The 19266-nt window shown below is 63.8% G+C and carries 17 protein-coding genes; 9 read left to right on the top strand and 8 right to left on the bottom strand.

Going from position 1 to position 19266, the window contains the following annotated elements; translation table 11 throughout:
• The first annotated feature begins 7 nt into the window (after nt 1–7).
• The 3 genes from NLM31_RS03570 to NLM31_RS03560 all read left to right on the top strand — a co-directional run bounded on the left by NLM31_RS03570 (nt 8) and on the right by NLM31_RS03560 (nt 4477).
• Nucleotides 8–1741: an ABC transporter permease subunit gene (locus NLM31_RS03570; protein ID WP_254191481.1), complete on the top strand. Its 1734-nt coding sequence runs from the start codon at nt 8–10 to the stop codon at nt 1739–1741.
• Nucleotides 1742–1754: 13 nt separating this feature from the next.
• A complete protein-coding gene (locus NLM31_RS03565; protein ID WP_254191480.1) occupies nt 1755–3068 on the top strand; it encodes an AAA-associated domain-containing protein in 1314 nt (437 codons plus the stop codon).
• 110 nt (nt 3069–3178) lie between these two features.
• Entirely contained in the window at nt 3179–4477 is a 1299-nt protein-coding gene (locus NLM31_RS03560; RefSeq protein ID WP_254191479.1) for a hemolysin family protein, read from the top strand.
• Nucleotides 4478–4658: 181 nt separating this feature from the next.
• On the opposite strand, the gene NLM31_RS03555 is transcribed toward NLM31_RS03560, so the two are convergent.
• The 4 genes from NLM31_RS03555 to NLM31_RS03540 all read right to left on the bottom strand — a co-directional run bounded on the left by NLM31_RS03555 (nt 4659) and on the right by NLM31_RS03540 (nt 8806).
• Entirely contained in the window at nt 4659–4901 is a 243-nt protein-coding gene (locus NLM31_RS03555) for a PilZ domain-containing protein (RefSeq protein ID WP_254127937.1), read from the bottom strand.
• A gap of 106 nt (nt 4902–5007) precedes the next feature.
• The gene (locus tag NLM31_RS03550) at nt 5008–6633 is read right to left on the bottom strand and encodes an FMN-binding glutamate synthase family protein (RefSeq protein WP_254196127.1); all 1626 of its coding nucleotides are present in this window, start codon (nt 6631–6633) and stop codon (nt 5008–5010) included.
• A 213-nt stretch (nt 6634–6846) separates the two neighbouring features.
• Entirely contained in the window at nt 6847–7725 is an 879-nt protein-coding gene (locus NLM31_RS03545) for a patatin-like phospholipase family protein (RefSeq protein WP_254191478.1), read from the bottom strand.
• Nucleotides 7726–8032: 307 nt separating this feature from the next.
• On the bottom strand, nt 8033–8806 hold the full coding sequence (locus NLM31_RS03540; protein WP_254191477.1) for a ferredoxin--NADP reductase: 774 nt from the start codon (nt 8804–8806) through the stop codon (nt 8033–8035).
• A gap of 389 nt (nt 8807–9195) precedes the next feature.
• Here NLM31_RS03540 and NLM31_RS03535 point away from each other — a divergent pair, with 389 nt between their 5' ends.
• Nucleotides 9196–10011: a RimK family alpha-L-glutamate ligase gene (locus NLM31_RS03535; RefSeq protein ID WP_254191476.1), complete on the top strand. Its 816-nt coding sequence runs from the start codon at nt 9196–9198 to the stop codon at nt 10009–10011.
• A 176-nt stretch (nt 10012–10187) separates the two neighbouring features.
• On the opposite strand, the gene NLM31_RS03530 is transcribed toward NLM31_RS03535, so the two are convergent.
• Both NLM31_RS03530 and NLM31_RS03525 read right to left on the bottom strand, forming a co-directional pair.
• On the bottom strand, nt 10188–11108 hold the full coding sequence (locus tag NLM31_RS03530) for an amino acid ABC transporter substrate-binding protein (RefSeq protein ID WP_254127933.1): 921 nt from the start codon (nt 11106–11108) through the stop codon (nt 10188–10190).
• 12 nt (nt 11109–11120) lie between these two features.
• Complete coding sequence (locus NLM31_RS03525; RefSeq protein ID WP_254127932.1) at nt 11121–12416, bottom strand: dicarboxylate/amino acid:cation symporter; 1296 nt, start codon at nt 12414–12416, stop codon at nt 11121–11123.
• A gap of 210 nt (nt 12417–12626) precedes the next feature.
• Here NLM31_RS03525 and NLM31_RS03520 point away from each other — a divergent pair, with 210 nt between their 5' ends.
• From NLM31_RS03520 to NLM31_RS03500, 5 genes are all read left to right on the top strand, one after another.
• Nucleotides 12627–13628, top strand: coding sequence for an NADP-dependent oxidoreductase (locus tag NLM31_RS03520; RefSeq protein WP_254127931.1), 1002 nt, complete (start codon nt 12627–12629; stop codon nt 13626–13628).
• Nucleotides 13629–13780: 152 nt separating this feature from the next.
• Nucleotides 13781–14602 (top strand): cysteine rich repeat-containing protein, encoded by an 822-nt coding sequence (locus NLM31_RS03515; protein WP_254127930.1) that lies wholly within the window; start codon nt 13781–13783, stop codon nt 14600–14602.
• Between the two features lie 120 nt (nt 14603–14722).
• Nucleotides 14723–14938: a hypothetical protein gene (locus NLM31_RS03510; protein ID WP_254191475.1), complete on the top strand. Its 216-nt coding sequence runs from the start codon at nt 14723–14725 to the stop codon at nt 14936–14938.
• 190 nt (nt 14939–15128) lie between these two features.
• Nucleotides 15129–16283, top strand: coding sequence for an FAD-dependent monooxygenase (locus NLM31_RS03505; protein ID WP_254191474.1), 1155 nt, complete (start codon nt 15129–15131; stop codon nt 16281–16283).
• Complete coding sequence (locus tag NLM31_RS03500; RefSeq protein ID WP_254191473.1) at nt 16280–17893, top strand: benzoate-CoA ligase family protein; 1614 nt, start codon at nt 16280–16282, stop codon at nt 17891–17893. The genes NLM31_RS03505 and NLM31_RS03500 overlap by 4 nt, the downstream gene beginning before the upstream one ends.
• Before the next feature lie 196 nt (nt 17894–18089).
• Here NLM31_RS03500 and NLM31_RS03495 read toward each other — a convergent pair whose 3' ends face one another.
• The gene (locus NLM31_RS03495) at nt 18090–18602 is read right to left on the bottom strand and encodes a MarR family winged helix-turn-helix transcriptional regulator (RefSeq protein WP_254127926.1); all 513 of its coding nucleotides are present in this window, start codon (nt 18600–18602) and stop codon (nt 18090–18092) included.
• A complete protein-coding gene (gene maiA, locus NLM31_RS03490) occupies nt 18592–19224 on the bottom strand; it encodes a maleylacetoacetate isomerase (protein ID WP_254127925.1) in 633 nt (210 codons plus the stop codon). Before maiA ends, NLM31_RS03495 begins: the two co-directional genes overlap by 11 nt.
• Nucleotides 19225–19266: the final 42 nt, after the last annotated feature.

Raw genomic sequence — 19266 nt, 5'->3', positions numbered from 1 at the left:
CAGGCCCATGAAGCCGAGAGATATTCGCACGGTCGCGATCGGCCGGGCGCTGCGCCCCAATGTCTGGGATGTCGTCGCGCTGATCCTCGTGATCGGCGCCATGGTGCTGATCGTCTATGGCGGCGAGCAGACCGTCGCGCCATTGTCGGAGCTGGAGCGCTCACCGGTCTCGCTCGATCCGGTCAACCTGCCGCTCTATGCGCTGCGCACAGTCCTGCGAATGCTGCTTGCGATCGTTTGCTCGACGATCTTCACCTTCGTCTACGCTGCGATCGCCGCCAAGAGCCGACGTGCGGAGATGGTCATGATCCCGGTCCTGGACATCCTCCAGTCCGTGCCGATCCTGGGCTTCCTGACCTTCACGGTCGTCTTCTTCATGAATCTGTTTCCAAGCCAGGTGCTCGGTGCCGAACTGGCTTCGGTGTTTGCGATTTTCACGAGCCAGGCCTGGAACATGACGTTCAGCATGTACCAGTCGATGCGCAACGTGCCGAAGGACCTGGAAGAGGCAACGCAGAGCTTTCATCTGTCCGGGTGGCAGCGATTCTGGCGCCTCGACGTGCCCTTCGCAATGCCGGGACTGATCTGGAACGCGATGATGTCGATGTCGGGCGGCTGGTTTTTCGTGGTCGCGTCGGAAGCGATCACCGTCGGCAACACCACCGTAACGCTGCCGGGCGTCGGATCCTACGTCGCGCTGGCGATCCAGCAGCGCGATCTGCCGGCGACCTTCTACGCCATCCTGGCGATGCTGCTCGTCATCATCGCCTATGACCAATTGCTGTTCCGGCCCATCATTGCCTGGGCCGACAAGTTCCGCTTCGAACAGACGGCGTCCGGTGAGTCACCCACCTCCTGGATGCTCGACCTGTTTCGCCGGACCCGCGCCCTGCGGGCCGTGACGCTGCCCTTCTCCAGCATCAATCGCGCGGTCTCGAATTTGCGCATTCCGCTCCCCAAGCTGGGGGCGCCGACAAAGAGCAGAGACGCGCCGTCGCGGCTGATCGACGGCCTCTGGCTTGCTGTCGTCCTCGCAGGCACGGCCTACGCCGCGTGGCTGACCTACCGCTATCTCTCCGCCAGCCTCGGCCTGAGCGACGTGCTCGTTGCGATCCGCGACGGGCTGGTCACCTTCCTGCGCGTCATCGTCCTGATCAGCCTTGCGACCCTGATCTGGGTGCCGATCGGTGTCTGGATCGGCTTGCGTCCAAAACTGGCCGAACGCATCCAACCGCTGGCTCAGTTTCTCGCGGCGTTTCCAGCCAATCTCGCCTTTCCGGTCTTCGTCGTCGCCATCGTCAGCTTCAAGCTCGACCCAAATATCTGGCTCAGCCCGCTGATGATCCTCGGCACGCAATGGTACATCCTGTTCAACGTCATCGCCGGGGCCAGCGCCTTTCCGAGTGATCTGCGCGAAGCGGCGAGCAGCCTTCATCTCGGCGGATGGCGGTGGTGGTTCAAGGTGATCCTGTCGGGCATCTTCCCTTATTACGTCACCGGTGCGATCACGGCGTCCGGCGGGTCCTGGAACGCCTCGATCGTCGCCGAGGTCGCCAGCTGGGGCGACACCCATCTGAACGCCACCGGGCTCGGTGCCTATATCGCGGCTGCGACCGAAGCGGGTGACTTCCCGCGTGTCGTTCTCGGAATCGCCACGATGTGCATCCTGGTGACGCTGTTCAATCGTCTGGTCTGGCGACCGCTCTACGCCTTCGACGAGCGCCGCCTGCGGCTCGGCTGACGAGGAGACCATCATGCTCGATCACCCCCCTGCGCTCATCGATATCCGCGGTGTCTGCCGGTCCTTTCCGAAGGGCAGCGGCGAGCAGTTGCTGGTGCTGGAGAACGTCGACCTGACGATCCGCTCCGGCGAGATCGTCGGGTTGCTCGGCCGCTCCGGCTCCGGCAAATCCACGCTGCTGCGGATCATCGCCGGTCTGGTCGCACCGTCCACGGGACAGGCGACCTGCCGCGGCGAGGTCATCGCGGGACCGCCGAACGGCGTCGCCATGGTCTTCCAGTCGTTCGCGCTGTTTCCCTGGCTGACGGTGCTGCAAAACGTCGAGCTCGGACTGGAGGCACTGGGCGTCGATGCCGCCGAGCGGCGCAAGCGCGCGCTCGCCGCGATCGACCTGATCGGCCTCGACGGATTCGAGTCGGCCTTTCCCAAGGAATTGTCGGGCGGCATGCGCCAGCGTGTCGGCTTCGCCCGCGCGCTGGTCGTGCATCCGGACTTGCTCCTGATGGACGAGCCGTTCTCGGCGCTCGACGTGCTCACCGCCGAGACACTGCGAACCGACCTGATCGATCTCTGGGTCGAAGGCCGGCTGCCGATCAAATCGATCCTGATGGTGACACACAATATCGAGGAGGCCGTCCTGATGTGCGATCGCATCCTGGTATTCTCGTCGAATCCGGGGCGGGTCGCCGTCGAGATCAAGGTCGAGCTGGCACATCCACGCAATCGGCTCGATCCGCATTTCCGCCAGCTCGTCGACAGCATCTACGCGCGCATGACGCAGCGTGCGGAGCCCAAGGTGCCCGCGATCGAAGGCATTCCCGGTTCCGGCGTCGGCATGACCCTGCACCATGTATCGTCCAACGTGCTGTCCGGCCTGATCGAGACGCTGGCGGGCGCGCCCTACAACGGACATGCGGACCTGCCGGTGCTCGCCGGCCAGCTTCAGCTCGAGGCCGACGAAATCCTTCATCTCGGCGAATCGCTGCAACTGTTGCGGTTCGCCCATTTGAGCGAAGGCGACCTCGTGCTCACCGACGCGGGCAAGCGTTTTGCCCATCTCGAGACCGACGCGCGCAAGAAGCTGTTCGCCGAGCACCTCGTCACATACGTTCCGGTGATGGGATTGATCCGTCGCGTGCTCGACGAGCGGCCCTCGCACACCGCGCCCGCGGCACGGTTCCGCAACGAGCTCGAAGACTACATGTCCGAAGACTATGCCGACGAGACGCTGAAGACCGTCGTGTCCTGGGGCCGTTATGCCGAGCTGTTCGCCTATGACGAGCAGTCGGAGACGTTCAGCCTGGAAAATCCCGGCGAAAGCACCTGAACTTCGCCTGCGACAATTTGGTCGGAACCGGGCAAAGCGCGCATCGCTTTCATATATAAAGGACTTGGCCCGGCGACCGCCGGGCTGATTGTCCCTCCCCCTTGCGCACAATGTTGTCTGTCGAACTCATCATCGTCGTCGTCCTGATCGTCATCAACGGCCTGTTGTCCATGTCCGAGCTCGCCGTGGTCTCGTCGCGCCCCGCGCGGCTGTCGCTGCTGGCCGCCAAGGGCGTGCGCGGCGCCGAGCGCGCGCTGATGCTGGCCGCCGATCCCGGAAAGTTCCTCTCGACGGTGCAGATCGGCATCACGCTGGTCGGTGTGCTCTCGGGCGCGTTCTCCGGCGCAACGCTCGGGCAGCGGCTGACGCAATGGCTGGTCGAGCTCGGCCTGTCCTCGGGCATTGCCGACATCGTCGGCGTCGGCATCGTCGTCACGATCATCACCTATGCGACCCTGATTGTCGGCGAGCTGGTGCCGAAGCAGGTCGCGCTGCGCGATCCCGAAAGCATCGCGGTCAAGGTCGCGCCCGCGATGCATGTGCTGGCACGGGTCTCGCTGCCGTTGGTGTTTCTGCTCGACCTCTCCGGCAAGCTGATCCTCACGCTGCTCGGCCGCGGCGGCAAGGCCGAGGAGAAGGTGTCGGAGGACGAGATCCATCACCTCGTCAACGAGGCCGAGAGCGCAGGCGTGCTCGAGCCCGGCGAAAAGGAGATGATCGCCGGCGTGATGCGGCTCGGCGACCGCCCGGTCGGCGCCGTGATGACGCCGCGCACCGAGGTCGACGAGATCGACCTCAACGACGATCAGGCAGCGATCCAGGCGCTGATCGCAAAGAGCCCGCATTCGCGCTTTCCCGTCTCCGACGGCGATCGCGACGCACCGATCGGCGTGCTCCAGGCGAAGGACCTGCTGGTCGCGTACATGAACGAGCGCACGCCGGATCTGCGGGCGCTTGTCCGCGAAGCGCCGAGCATTCCCGCGTCGGCCGATGCCCGCGATGTGCTGGCAATCCTGAGGGCTGCGCCGGTTCACGTCGGGTTCGTCTATGACGAATACGGCGCCTTTGAAGGCGTGGTCACCGCCGCCGATATCCTGGAGTCGATCGTCGGCGCCTTCCATTCCGAGGAAGGCCCGCCGGAGCCGGCTTATGTCAGGCGCGCCGACTCATCACTGCTCGTCTCGGGCTGGATGCCGGTCGACGAGTTCGGCGAACTCCTCAGCATCGAGCTGCCGCCGCATCATCGCTACAACACCGTGGCCGGACTGGTGCTGCAGCAATTCAACGTGCTGCCCAATGTCGGCGACGCCTTCGATCTCAGTGGCTGGCATATCGAGGTGGTCGATCTCGACGGCAGGAGGATCGACAAGATCCTGGCGAGCCGGCTGGGTGAAGTCGAGACGGGGTGAGCACCGATCTCAGCTGTCGTCCCGGCGAAGGCCGGGACCCATACCGCGTGATTTATCGATAGTGCGCAGGTAGCAGTACCGCGCAACTGACAGTCTTCACCAAACCTAATCCTGGGGTTATGGGTCCCGGCCTTCGCCGGGACGACACCTGAATTTGCTGGGCGAGCTTACGCCACATTCCTCACCCGAACCTCACCCCGATCCGCTTTTCCTTGCGCCACACCACGGTGCAGGCGAGATGCGCGCCATCTGCCTTGATCGACAGGGTAAACTGCTCGGGAATGCCGACCGGGCTGGTGACGTCGAGGGCGGCGCCGGTGTCGGAGAAATTGCGGACGGTGCAGTCGATCGCGCCGCCGCCGAACTCGATGGTTCCGGCCTTCAATACGCGGTGCCTGGCCTTGTCGCGCCGTTCTTCGTCCATCGGGCCAATTTACACCCGAAGCTGACACAAAGGTTAAGATACAACCTTTTCGCGACGAATTTACGCCGCGGCAGGCCGCGGCGGTATCATGCGGTGGGCTGCCGCCTCACAGCGCCGGCTGGAATGATGCCGCCTGTGCCATCCGCCAGGCGTCTCGGAACCGCGGGTCTTCCGTGCCTTCGAGCAGTTCACCCGGGCGCAGCGGCGGATAAAGCTGCGCGAAGGATTGCACATGGGTCGTCGAGGTCCGCTGGCTGAAATGGACCGGGCGCAGTTCCTGCGGATGGGTCAGGCCGGCCGCGGCGATCAGCTCGGTCAGCGAGTGCAGCGTCGCGTGGTGATAATTGTGCACGCGGTCGATCTTGAGCGGCACGTAAAGCGCGCGCGCTCGCGTCGGATCCTGCGTCGCAACGCCGGTCGGGCATCGATCGGTGTGACAGCTCAGCGACTGGATGCAGCCGAGCGAGAACATGAAGCCGCGCGCCGAGTTGCACCAGTCGGCGCCGATCGCCATCGCCCGCGCCATGTCGAAGGCGGTGGCGATCTTGCCGGACGCACCAATCTTGATGCGGTCGCGGGCATTGATCCCGACCAGCGCGTTATGGACGAAGTTGACGCCCTCGCGCATCGGCATGCCCAGATGGTCCATGAACTCCAGCGGCGCGGCGCCGGTACCGCCCTCGTTGCCGTCGACCACGATGAAATCGGGATAGATGCCGGTCTCCAGCATCGCCTTGCAGATCGCCAGAAACTCCCAGGGATGGCCGATACAGAGCTTGAAGCCGGCCGGCTTGCCGCCGGAGAGTCGTCGCATCTCGGCGATGAACTGCATCATGCCGACAGGCGTGGAGAAGGCGCGATGCGAGGCCGGCGAGATGCAATCCTCGCCCATCGAGACGCCGCGGATTTTCGAGATCTCCTCCGAGACCTTCGCCGCCGGCAGCACGCCGCCATGGCCGGGCTTGGCGCCCTGGCTGATCTTGAGCTCGACCATCTTGATCTGGTCCTGGCCGGCGACACGCGCGAACGCCTCGGGATCGAAGGTGCCGTCGAGATGACGGCAGCCGAAATAGCCGGAGCCGATTTCCCAGATGATGTCGCCGCCCATCTCGGCGTGATAGGGGCTGAAGCCGCCTTCACCGGTGTCGTGGGCGAACCCGCCCTTCTTGGCACCGGCATTGAGCGCGCGCACGGCGTTGGGGCTGAGCGCGCCAAAACTCATCGCCGAGATGTTGAACACCGAGGCCGAATAGGGCTTTGCGCAATCCGGCCCGCCGATGGTGACGCGAAACTTCTCCTCGGCATGCGCCTTCGGCGACACCGAATGATGCATCCACTCATAGCCCTCGCGATAGACATCCTCCTGGGTGCCGAACGGACGCTTGTCGAGCTGCATCTTGGCGCGTTGATAAACCACCGCGCGGATGTCGCGCGAGAACGGCATGCCGTCCTTCTCGCTCTCGAAGAAATACTGCCGCATCTCCGGCCTGATCTCTTCGAGCAGGAAGCGGATATGCGCCGAGATCGGGTAGTTGCGCAGGACCGCGTGACCTTTCTGCATGAGATCGCGGACGCCGAGCAGCGTCAGGGCGCCGAAGATGCAGATCGGGATCAAGAGGATGTCGAAGATCTTGCGGTCAGCGATGCCGATGCCGATCAGCAGCGCAGTGACGACCGCGCAGATCGTCAGGATGATGAAGCGTGGCGAAAATGGAAGCAGCAGGGTTTCCATCAGCCCTTCGGACGAAGCTTGCGTCTTGTTCTCGTTGGCCACGACCACGTCCTCTCGTCAGCATGACGGGGTATGATACGCCCGCGCCGCGTCTATGGATATGACGCGGACCTGTCTTGAGGCTACCGAATCCGCACGCTTCAGATCAATCCGTCCGGACGGGCAGCTTTCGCACTGCAATAGATTCAATCACATGACAAATCAGTGACCAATTCAATGGCCGTGCAGCTGCGCCTCGTGCGGGATCACACCGTGCCGTTCGAGGCCGCCCCGCGCCAGCCATTCGCCGGTCGCTTCGATCGCGCGATCGATATGTTCGCCTGTGCGCGAGAAATCGTAGGGTGATCCGACCATCGGGCACAGCGGCGGCACCACGACATATTCGATATCGGGGGAGAGTGCTTCGAGCTCGGCCACCAACTGCCGCGCGGTCAGCAGCGTCAGCGCATGCAGGGCATTGGCGACCGCACCGACGGGAGGCGTTTCGACCGCACAGGCATGCCCGGCCGGCAGCACGATCAACCGCTTTGCGCCCATCTTCACCGCAATCCGGACCGGCGTATTCGAGGAGATCGCACCGTCGGCAAGGAAGAGGTTCCGGTAGTGGACCGGCGTAAAGGCGCCGGGGATCGCGGTCGACGCCAGGATCGCCTCGACCACCGGGCCATCCGACAGCACCACGCTCTCGCCGGAGACGAAATCGGTGGTGACGATGTGCAGGGGCAGCTGGGCCTCCTGCACATTGCGATAGGGCAGATGATCCTCGATCAGCTTGCGGATGCCGTCATGCGGAATCAGGAAGTCCCGCCGCCACATGAAGCCGAGCAGCGTTCGCCATGTGACCGGGAAGACGTCTTGCCGTTTCAGGCTGCGCCAGATCGCTTCCAGCCCGAGCACGCCCTTGAGCGAGGGATCGCCGGCATAATAGGCGCCGTTGATCGCGCCGACGCTTGATCCGACCACGAGGTCGGCGACGACCCCGTGCTTGGCCAGCGCATGCATCATGCCGACCTGGATCGCCCCGAAACTGCCGCCGCCCGCCAGCACATAGGCAGTCGGTCTCGGCGGACGACCATGGTCGATCGCTGACAAGGCGTGCGCAGCTCCCCCACTTCTCGCATCGCAACATCGCTGCGAGATTTTGACGCGAGCTTATAACAAGGCGCACGCGGGCGACGCCAATAACAAAGTCGGGGGAGGATGGTGAGGGGGAGTGGCGGCAGCCGGCGAGTGTGAGGTGAGATTCCAATCACACGTCGTCCCGGCGAACGCCGGGACCCATAACCCCAGGGAGTAGTTTGATGAAGACTAGTCGTTCGGTACGCCTACCATCCGCAATCGATAGATTCCGCGGTATGGGTCCCGGTGTTCGCCGGGACGACAGCTGTGCTTACGCCAATCAGCGCTCGACGAATGCCTTCTCGATCACGAAATGGCCGGGCTTGTTGCCGGAGCCTTCGATGAAATCGCGGCCTTCGAACATCACCTTCAGTTCTTCGAGCATCGCCGGGCTGCCGCACATCATGATGCGGTCGGTTGCGATGTCGAGCGGGCCCTGGCCGATGTCGTTGAAGATCTGCTCGGAGCTGATGAGGTCGGTGATACGGCCGCGGTTGCGGAACGGTTCGCGGGTCACGGTCGGATAATAGATCAGCTTGTCCGCGAGCAGCTCGCCGAACAGCTCGTCCTCGCGCAGGCTCGCGACGAGCTTCTCGCCATAGGCGAGCTCGGAGACCTGGCGGCAGCCGTGCACCAGCACGATGCTCTCGAACTGCTCATAGACCTCGGGGTCCTTGATCAGGCTGGCGAAGGGCGCAAGCCCGGTGCCGGTCGAGAGCAGCATCAGCCGCTTGCCGGGAATGAGATTGTCGGTGATCAGCGTGCCGGTCGCCTTGCGGCCGACCAGGATGGTGTCGCCTTCCTTGATCTTCTGCAGGCGCGAGGTCAGCGGACCGTCCTGCACCTTGATCGAGAAGAATTCGAGCTCTTCCTCGTGATTGGCGCTGGCCATGCTGTAGGCCCGCAGCAGCGGACGGCCGTCGACCTCGAGGCCGATCATCGCGAACTGGCCGTTCTGGAAGCGGAAGCCGGTATCGCGCGTGGCGCGGAAGCTGAACAGCGTGTCGGTCCAGTGCTGGACGGAAAGAACCTTCTCTCGGTAAAACGCGCTCATGATTTTCGATATTCCGAATAATTGCGGTTTTAGGGCAAAAGCATTGCCCGGCCCTGAAAACGGGGCGGACACCATTGCCATGGCGGAGGATTTCGCGTGTGTGATCTACGCCATTGAGACCAATAATCAACCTCGTTCCGGATGCAATTGATGCCGGTCAAAGCGGCATTTGCGGCGGAAATGGCCACATCATTAACGGATCTGCTGTCCGGGGCGCACGGAGGGCAATTTCTTTTCCCTTTCTGGCGCAATTGCAGCACTTAATTTCCATCCTGCTCGCGAGAATTTCATTAAGAATAGCTCTGACTTTCACCCATGCCTGGCGTCGTTTCCCGCATTTTTGCGGCTTTTGGCGACAGGAACGATGATCCGGACAGGCGACTGAACAGATGGCGGCAAGCGGCGAGCGGATCTTCGTCCAGGCGATCAGGAGCTATGGCATGCGCCATGGCATCGCCGTCGACGTCCGCGCGGGCGGCTGGCTGATCGCGATGCGTCGTGGCGGGATGCGCCGCTTCGCCTTCGGCTACGACACCGGCCTCAACAGCGCGATCGCACATCGGCTCGCCAACGACAAATCGGCGACATCGGAGGCGCTGTCGCTTGAAGGCGTGCCCTGCATTCCGCATCACCTGTTCCTCAACCCGAAGCTCGGCAGGAATGTCGTTGATGCCGCCTGGCGCGAGGCCATGCTTGGGCTGCTTCACGACCATCCGCAAGGCGTCGTGGTGAAGCCGAACGAGGGGACGTCAGGACGATCGGTCTTCAGGGTGGCGACAGGGACGGAGCTCGACCGCGCGGCTGACGAAGTCTTTTCGATGAGCACCGGGCTCGTGATCTCGCCCTATATCGAGATCGAGGACGAGGTCCGCGTGATCCTGCTCGATGATCAACCCCGCGTCGTCTACAGCAAGCAGCGTGGCGCGGACTGGCGCCACAATCTCGATGCCGGCGCAAGGCCGGTGCTGCTGGAGGACGGTGAGACTCGCGCAGCTTGCGTGAAACTCGCGATCGAGGCCGCGAGCGCCATCGGCATCACCTTCGCGTCGATCGACGTGGTGCGCGTCGACGGCGACTGGCGCGTGCTGGAGATCAATTCCGGTGTGATGATGGAAGCGCTGGCAAAGCTGCATCCGGAGCTGGTGCAGGCGACGTATGACGCGGCGTTGGATCGGGTGTTTGGGGGAGCTCCCCGCGAACACTAGTTCATCACCGTCACCCTGAGGTGGCCGCTTCTTCAGCGGCCCTCGAAGGGCGACGGCCCGGCTGCAGCAGCGCGGCCGTTCATCCTTCGAGGCTCCTCCCGCGATGCATTCGCATCGCGGGCTTCGCACCTCAGGATGACGGAATTTACAGCGCACGCCCCTCCGAAGAGCGTCTCCTAATTATTCGCGCTGGCGGAATCGTCCATCGCCTTGAAGGCTTCCTCGAGCTGCAGCGAGATCGGCACGTTCATCCGCTCGCCGGTCGGCATCCGCGCGGTGAACCACTTGTTGTACAGCGGCACGAGGTCGTGGTTGGAGCCGAGCTTGCGGAAGGTCCGATCCACCACCGCTGACAATTGCGGTTCGCCCTTGCGGAACATGATGCCGTAGGGGTCGTAAGACAAATAGTCGCCGGTGACGCGGAACTTGTCCTGCGCCTTGTGGCGGACGATCAGCCCCGAGAGCAGAATATCGTCGGTGGCGAACGCGTCGGCCTTGCCGTCGACCAGCATCTGGTACGACTGCTCGTGGTCGGCGCCGACGGCGATGTTCAGCCCCAGCGAAAACTTCTTGTCAGCCGCCTGGATCGCCTGCTCGTTGGTGGTGCCCTTCGTCACCACGATGGTCTTGCCCTTGAGATCGGTCAGCGACTGGACGCTGGACGCCTTCGGCACCATCAGCTTGGTGCCGGCGACGAACATCAGCGGCGAGAAGGCGACGCGCTTGCCGCGCTCGGAATTGGCGGTGGTCGAGCCGCATTCCAGATCGATCTTGTTCTGGAGCACGGCGTCGATGCGGTCGTCCGAGGTGACCTTGACGTAGTCGATCTTCAGATTGGGATCGTCGACCTCGACGCCGATCTCCTCGACGATGGCCTCGCAGAGCTCGAGGCTGTAGCCGATCGGCCGGCCCGACTGGTCGAGGAACGAAAACGGCGGCGAGCTTTCGCGGTAGCCGAGCCGCACGGTGTGCGCGTTCTTGATGGCGAGCAGCGTCGGGCTAAGCCCTTCACTGCCGCCGCTCTGGGCCGAGGCAGGCGTTGCCAGCAGACACGCTGCCAGCAACAGGCCGCCCGAAATCGCCGTCAAAGGGCGCATGACGTACTCCCGTCAGTGGCCGGCCATCGCGGGCACTTCGCCCGGCACCATGTCGCCCGGCACGGCATCGCCCGGCCCCATCGCATGCTCGGGCCCGAGCTCGCCTTCCCACTTCGCCACGACCGAGGTCGCCAGCGTGTTGCCGATCACGTTGGTGGCGCTGCGGCCCATGTCGAGGAAGGTGTCGATGCCCATGATCATGAGCAGGCCTGCCTCGGGGATGCCGAACTGCGACAGCGTCGATGCGATCACCACGAGGGAGGCGCGCGGCACGCCGGCGACGCCCTTCGAGGTGATCATCAGCGTCGCCAGCATCGCGAGCTGCGTCGAGAGCGACATCTCGATGTGATAGGTCTGCGCGATGAAGATGCTGGCGAAGGTGCAGTACATCATCGTGCCATCGAGATTGAAGGAATAGCCGAGCGGCAGCACGAAGCTCGAGATCCGCGACGAGGCGCCGAAGCGGTTGAGGCCTTCGAGCGTCTTCGGGTAGGCGGCTTCCGAGCTCGCGGTCGAGAACGCGATCATCAGCGGCTCGCGGATCAGCCTGAGCAATTGGCTGTAGCGCGGCCCGATCACGATGAAGCCGACGGCCACCAGGATGCCCCAGAGGATGAAGAGCGAGAGGTAGAAGCCGCCCATGAACACGATGAGCTTCCAGAGCACCAGCAGGCCGTTCTTGGCGACGGTCGCGGTGATGGCGGCCCAGACGGCGAACGGCGCGAACAGCATCACATAGCTCGTCACCTTGAGCATGATGTGGCCGAGATCGTCGATCAACGACAGGATCTGCTTGGAGCGCTCCGGCAGGGCGCCCATCGCCACCGAGAAGAACACCGCGAAGATCACGATCTGAAGGATCTCGTTCTGCGCCATCGCATCCGCGATCGAGGTCGGGATCAGATGGGTCAGGAATTTCTCGATCGAGAAGGCCGAGACCGGCAGGCCGGTCGACTGCCCCGCCGCAGGCAGCGTGCCGGGGAAGTTCGCGCCGGGCTGCAGCAGGTTGACCATGACGAGGCCGAGCAGCAGCGAGACGAAGGAGGCGCTGACGAACCAGCCCATGGTCTTGGCGAAGATGCGGCCGAGCTTCGAGCCCGAGCCCATATGGGCGATGCCGCCGACCAGGGTCGCAAATACCAGCGGCGCGATGATCATCTTGATCAGGCGCAGGAAGATCACGGCGATCAGGTTGATGGACGAGGCCCAGTCGCCCCGCGTCTCGGGCATGAAATTGAAGATCGCCGAGCCCATGATGATGCCGAGCACCATCGCCGCCAGAATGTATTGCGTAAACCTGTTCGACATTGAATACCCCCAACTACACCGGCCGCTTCATGATGTCGCAGATATGACAGCGACGCAACACGCTTTGCGTGCGGCTGCTCGAGCCGGATGTTCCCGTTGCGAAACGGAACGCGGAGATCTAGCCTTCATGCAGCGCACAACGAATGCGGCTTGCTCGTTTTCTTGGCTACAGCTGCATCAATAATCGTCAAGCGATCAGGGAGGAACGCCATGAGTGGAAGCCGCAATCGTCAAATTCTTTTGGTGGAAAAGCCCAGCGGCAAGCTCGGTCCCGAGCACTTCAAGATGGTCGAGAGTTCGTTGCCGGAACCGAAGGACGGCGAGGCCTTGCTGCGCGTGCGTTACATCTCGCTCGATGCGGCCAACCGCGCCTGGATGCACGGCGCGACCTACCGTTCGGCCGTGGAGGCGAACAGCGTGATGGCCGGCGGTGGCATTGCCGAGGTCGTCAGCTCGAAGGCGCCGGAGCTGGCGGCAGGCGACATCGTGTTCGGCGACACCGGCTGGCAGGAATTCGCCGCAGTGCCCGCAAAGCATTTGACGAAAATGCCGAAGCTCGAACCGATGACGCATCTGCTGAGCGTGTTCGGCATCGCCGGCCTCACCGCCTATTTCGGCCTGCTCGAGGTTGGCAAGCCCAAGGAAGGCGAGACGGTCGTGGTATCGGCGGCGGCGGGCTCGGTCGGCTCGATCGTCGGACAGATCGCCAAGATCAAGGGATGTCGCGTGATCGGCATCGCCGGCGGCGCCGACAAGTGCCACTGGCTGACCTCCGAGCTCGGCTTCGATGCCGCCGTCGACTACAAGGACGGCGCAGTGTTCAAGGCGCTGCGCGCGGCCGCGCCAAAGGGCATCGACGTCTATTTCGACAATGTCGGCGGCGATATTCTGGAAGCTTGCCTGCCGCAGATGAACAATTACGGCCGCATCGCCTGCTGCGGTGCAATCTCGCAGTATGATGGCGCACCGTCGGCACACGGCCCGCGCGGCGTGCCCGGCCTGATCGTGGTGAAGCGGCTCGTGATGCAGGGCTTCATCGTGATGGATTACATGAAGGAGAGCCCGCGCGCGCTCGCCGATCTTCAGGCCTGGGTCAAGGCCGGCAGACTGAAGGTGCAGGAAGACATCATCGACGGATTGCAGAACACGCCGAAAGCGCTGATCGGATTGCTCGCCGGTGAGAACCGGGGCAAGCGCATGGTCAAGCTCTAACGACGTAGTTACGTCGCAATTGCACTGACATTATCTACTTGCGGTAGAGCTCGCGGCGGCGAATGATGCCGCACGCGGTATTGGCCGCAACGATTGCTTGCATCACTTTTCATAAATCATCGGCGTTGCCGACAGGGCAGGAATACACCCAGATGTTCAACATGTTGAAACATGTTTCGACGCGTCACGCGTTGCTCGCCGCAGCACTCTTCGCAACTGCAACAAGCGCATACGCGCAAGCGCCGACCGAGGCTCAGAAGAGCGCCATCCGCTCCGCATGCCGCTCGGACTTCATCGCACATTGCTCGAGCGTGACGCCCGGCGGCGTGGAAGCCTATCAATGTTTGCAGAGCCACATGTCGAGCCTGTCGGGGGGATGCCAGACCGCGGTCCGCGCGGTCGAGCCCGCTGCAGCACCCAAGACCGAAGCTGCGCCCGCAAAATCGGAACCTGCAAAGACCGATGCCGCGCCGGCTGCCGAGCCTGCGGCGAAACCGGCCGCGGAATCCGCACCCAAAGCAGCGGCGGCCAAGCAGCCGAGCAGCGCACAGATTGGCGCGGTCAAGAGCGCGTGCCGCAGCGACTATCCCAAGGTTTGCGCCAGCGTGCCGCCGGGCGGCGCTCCCGCGCTCGAATGCCTGGAGAAGAACAAGGCCAAGGTTTCGGCGGCTTGCGCAAAGGCCGTGACCGCTGCGGCCGGTGGCGGCGGCGCAGCAGCGACGGCCGCGCCGGCAACTGGTGCAGCGCCCGCTGCCGGAGCAGCACCGGCGGCTGCGCCGAGCGTGATCGTCCTGCGCCCATTGCGACCGCGTGAAGAGCTGTTCATCGTCCGCTCCGCCTGCGGCGCCGACATTCGCTCGCTCTGCGCCGGCGTTCAGCCGGGTGGCGGCCGCATCGTGCAGTGCATCTCCAGCAACGCGGCGTCGCTGTCGCCCGGATGCAAGGAGGTGCTTGCCCCGTTCGCCGCGCGATAAGTAGCAAACAGCTCGCGGGGCCATTGCTGGCGGACGGCCCCGCGTGAATTTTCGCACGCCTCTTGCGACTAATCTTTTGCCGACATCCGATTTCAATCACGACAAGACCGGGAGAAAAACATGCGTTCATTTCTGCTCGTCGCTTCCGCATTGCTCGCCTTCACCGCAACCATGACGTTTGAGACCACCGACGCCAACGCGATGGTATGCGCCCGCGGCGTCTATCGCGCCGGTTGCGCCGGACCGAACGCAGCCGTCGTGGTCCGCAGGCCGGTGCCGGTGGTCCGCTGTACCAGGGTGCTGGTGAACGGGGTCTACGTGAAGCGCTGCGTCTGACGCGCGGGTAGTCAATCCGGCGCAGTTTGGCTATGATTCGCGGCGGACGGTTTCGGGCACACGCGAAAATTGTGCTCGCGGCCGCGCTGCGGCGTGCCACGCCTTTCCGATAATTCCGCTGGCGTGGGAAGCCGGAGCCCATTAGTCTACCCTGAGATAGTAAGTATACTGTCAATTAGGGAGGCAGACTTTGCGGATCGCCGTGATTGGCGGGGGGCCCGGTGGGCTCTATTTCGCCTATCTCTGGAGGAAGCGTCACCCCGAGGATCAAGTCGACCTGTTCGAACAGAACCCGGCCGACGCGACCTGGGGCTTTGGCGTCGTGTTCTCCGACCAGGCCCTGGAGTTCCTGCGCGCCGACGACCCCGAGACGGTCGACACGATCGCGCCGCACATGGAGAGCTGGGAGAACATCACGCTGAACCACGGCGGCGACAGCGTCGCGATCGACGGCGTCGGCTTCTCCTCGATCGGACGGCTCGAACTCCTGCAGTTCCTGCAGCAGCGCGCGCTCGATGCCGGCGTCACGGCGCGCTTCGACACCCCGATCCAGACGATCGACCAGCTCAACGGCCACGACCTGATCGTCGCCTCCGACGGCTTGAATTCGCTGATACGCCGCACCTATGAAGGTGATTTCGGCACCTCGCTGTCCTACTCCTCCAACAAATTCGTCTGGTATGGAACCTCGAAGCGTTTCGACACGCTGTCGCAGACGTTCGTGAAGACCGACCGCGGCGCGTTCAATGCCCACCACTACCGCTACTCGCCGAGCATGAGCACCTTCCTGGTCGAGTGCGATCACGCGACCTGGCAGGCCTATGGCTTTGCCTACAAGGACGTCGAGCAGTCCAAGGGCGTCTGCGAGGAGGTGTTCGCGGACACGCTCGGCGGCCACTGCCTGGTCTCCAACAAATCGGTCTGGCGCAACTTTCCCTGGGTCTGGAACGAGCACTGGTCGTTCAAGAACATGGTGCTGATCGGCGACGCGCTGCACTCGGCGCATTTCTCGATCGGTTCGGGCACGCGGCTGGCGATCGAGGACGCGATCGCGCTGGTCAAGGCCCTTGAATCGGATGCGCATCTCACGACGGCACTGCAACGCTACCAGGCCGACCGCAAGCCGGTGGTGCAGAAGCTCGTCAATGCCGCGCGCACCTCGGCCTTCTGGTACGAGCACTTTGCCCAGCACATGCAGCTCGGCCTGATGGACTTCGCCTATAGCTACATCACCCGCTCCGGCCGCATCGACGATGCACGCCTGCGCCACATGTCGCCGGCCTTCATGGCGCGCTACGAGGCCGAGAAGAACGGCACAGACGCGAGCGGCGAGGCCACGGCATGAGCAGCGAGATCCGCGACCAGGTGCCCGCGGACAGCGCGGGCGCCCGCGAGATCGGCTTTGCCGTTCCGCAAATCTACAACGCCAGCCGCGTGCTGTTCGACAATCTCGCCAAGGGCAATGGCGACAGGCTCGCGTTGATCGGCCCGGCGGGCTCGCGGAGCTATGCCGAGCTCTGCGCTGAGGCCTGCCGCTGGGGTAACGGCCTTGCGTCGCTCGGCCTGCAGCGCGGCGATCGCGTGCTGTTGTTCCTCGACGACACGCCGGCCTATCCCGCCGCCTTCTTCGGCGCGGTGCGCGCCGGCTTCGTGCCGCTGCTGATCAACACGCTGACCCCGCCGGAACTGCTGCAATTCTATCTCGCCGATTCCGGCGCCGCCGTTGCGGTGACGGATGCCGAGTTCTGCGCGCGTTTCAACACCGAGGCCTGCAAGGGCACGGAGCTGCGCGCGCTGATCGTCGTCAATGGCGATGTGGGTGACCACGCCGCGCCGAAAGCGATGGCCGCCGGGGACTGGCTTTCGCAATTCCCGGCCGAAATGGCCGAAGCGCCGACGCATCGCAACGAGATGGCGTTCTGGATGTACTCTTCCGGCTCGACCGGCCGGCCCAAGGGCATCGTGCATCTCCAGCATGACATGGCCTATAGCGAAGTCGCCTTTGCGCAGAACGTGCTGAAGCTGACCCTGGACGACATCTGCTTCTCCGTGCCGAAGATTTTCTTCGCCTACGGCTTCGGCAATTCCGTCACCTTCCCGTTCTCGGCGGGCGCGGCAACTTTGCTTCTGCCGGGACAGCCGAAACCGGCATCGATCTTTGCCGCGATCGAGCAGTACAAGCCGACGGTCTTCTTTGGCCTGCCGACGCTCTATACCTCGCTGACCAAGGCCGAGGGCGCGACCAACACGAACTTCTCCTCGCTGCGCATGGCGCTCTCGGCAGCCGAAGTGCTCTCGGCCGAAGTCTTCAACGGCTGGAAGACGCTCACGGGCCTCGAGATCGTCGAGGGTCTCGGCTCGACCGAGGTGCTGCACATCTACCTTTCCAACCGGCCCGCGCAGAAGAAGCTCGGCGCGGCGGGCCTGCGCGTTCCCGGCTACGAGGTCGCACTGCGCGACAAGGAAGGGCGCGACGTCGGCGACAACGAGGAAGGCATCTTGTGGGTGCGTGGCGATTCCAACACGCCGCTGTACTGGAACCGACCGGACAAATCCGCCGAAACCATCCGCGAGGGCGGCTGGATCTACACCGGCGACCGTTTTGTTCGCGACAGCGACGGTTTTCATTTCTTCCGCGGCCGCGCCGACGATCTCATCAAGATCTCAGGCCAGTGGGTCTACCCGCTCGAGGTCGAGCTGTGTCTCGCCGACCATCCCGAGATCCGCGAATGCGCGGTGTTCGCCGCTGAGCTGCCGGACAGGCGTATGACGCTGAAGGCGGTCGTGGTGATGAACAACCGCACCACCGACCAGAGCGAGGCGACGCGGCGGCTGCAGGACTATGTGAAGGGCAAGCTCTTGCCGTACAAATATCCGCGCGAGGTGATCTTCATCGACGAACTGCCGAAGACGGGCACGGGGAAGATCGATCGGCAGGCGTTGTTGCGGATGTGAGGGGACGGCGGGCTAAACATTCGCTGTCATCCCGGCGAAGGTCGGGACCCATACGCCGCAGCAGTCGTTGTTGTGCGAGATGGTCATTGCCTGTCTTCGCCAAACTCCTGCTGCGGCGTATGGGTCCCGGATCTGCGCTTCGCTTGTCCGGGACGACGGCGGAGTGCGAGGCACGAACATCGCCTCACACGCCCCATCACCCCGCCTTCCCAAGATGCTCCAGCGCATCCTCGGCCCGCAGTGGCACCCGCGAGGCCTCGTTGTTGAGGTCCACGAGCTGGGACATCAGCCCCATCAGCGCCTTGCGCTCGGCGGGCTTGAGCGGCTCCAGCATGCGTGCCTGCGCACGCTCGACGGCGGGGATGATCTCACGCAGGATCGCGGCACCCGGCTTGGTCAGATAGAGCAGCTTGATCCGCTTGTCCTCCGGCGCCGGCTTGCGCTCCACAAAATCCTTGGCCTGGAGCCGTTCGATCACGCTGCCGAGCGTGGAGCGGTCGAAGGCGATCACCGCCGACAGCCGCGTCGCGTCGATGCCGGGATGGGTGTGGATCGCGATCAGCGCAGCATATTGCACCGGCGTGAGGTCGAACGCCTTGCACTCCTCCATGAAGATCGAGACCGCGATCTGCTGCATGCGCCGGAACAGATAGCCCGGCGCGGCATAGACCGCGTCTATGGTGATCGGAGTGGCAGGCTTACTCGGCATCGGGTTGCTTCTCCGGAGCGGCATTGGCGAAGGCCGGCAGCGCCTTGGCGGCGGCTTCGGCCTTGAGCAGACGCGGATACGCCGCGACATCGACGCCGAAGCGGCGCGCATTGGCAAGCTGCGGCACGAGGCAGAGATCGGCGAGCGTCGGCACATCGCCGAAGCAGAACGGCCCTTTCTCGTCCCTGATCAGCGTCTCGCAGGCCGACAGACCCTCGCGATTGACCCAGGCGGCCCAGTCCTGGACCTTCTCTTCGGGCAGACCAAGCTCGCGCAACCGCGCCAGCACCTTCAAATTCTGCACCGGATGGGTGTCGCAGGCGATCGCCAGCGCGAACGCGCGCACCTTGGCGCGCTGCAATGGATCCTTCGGCAGCAATGGCGGGTTGGGATGCGTTTCATCGAGCCATTCGATGATCGCGACCGATTGCGTCAGCACCGCACCGGCATCGTTCTCCAGCGCCGGCACCAGACCCTGCGGGTTGATGGCAAGGTAGGCCGGCGCGCATTGTTCGCCTTTGCGAAGATGATGCGGCAGATGTTCGGCGCCGAGGCCCTTGAGATTCAGCGCGATCCGGACGCGGTAGGCCGCGCTGGAGCGGAAATAGCCATGCAGCTTCATCAAACCCTCCCTTCGAATTTTCTCGTTACTTAGCAGGAGCAG

Source organism: Bradyrhizobium sp. CCGUVB4N, assembly GCF_024199945.1.
In the GTDB taxonomy this organism is placed as follows: domain Bacteria; phylum Pseudomonadota; class Alphaproteobacteria; order Rhizobiales; family Xanthobacteraceae; genus Bradyrhizobium.
The sequence above is the reverse complement of the archived record's forward strand: the minus strand, read 5'-3'. Positions and strand labels throughout refer to the sequence as shown.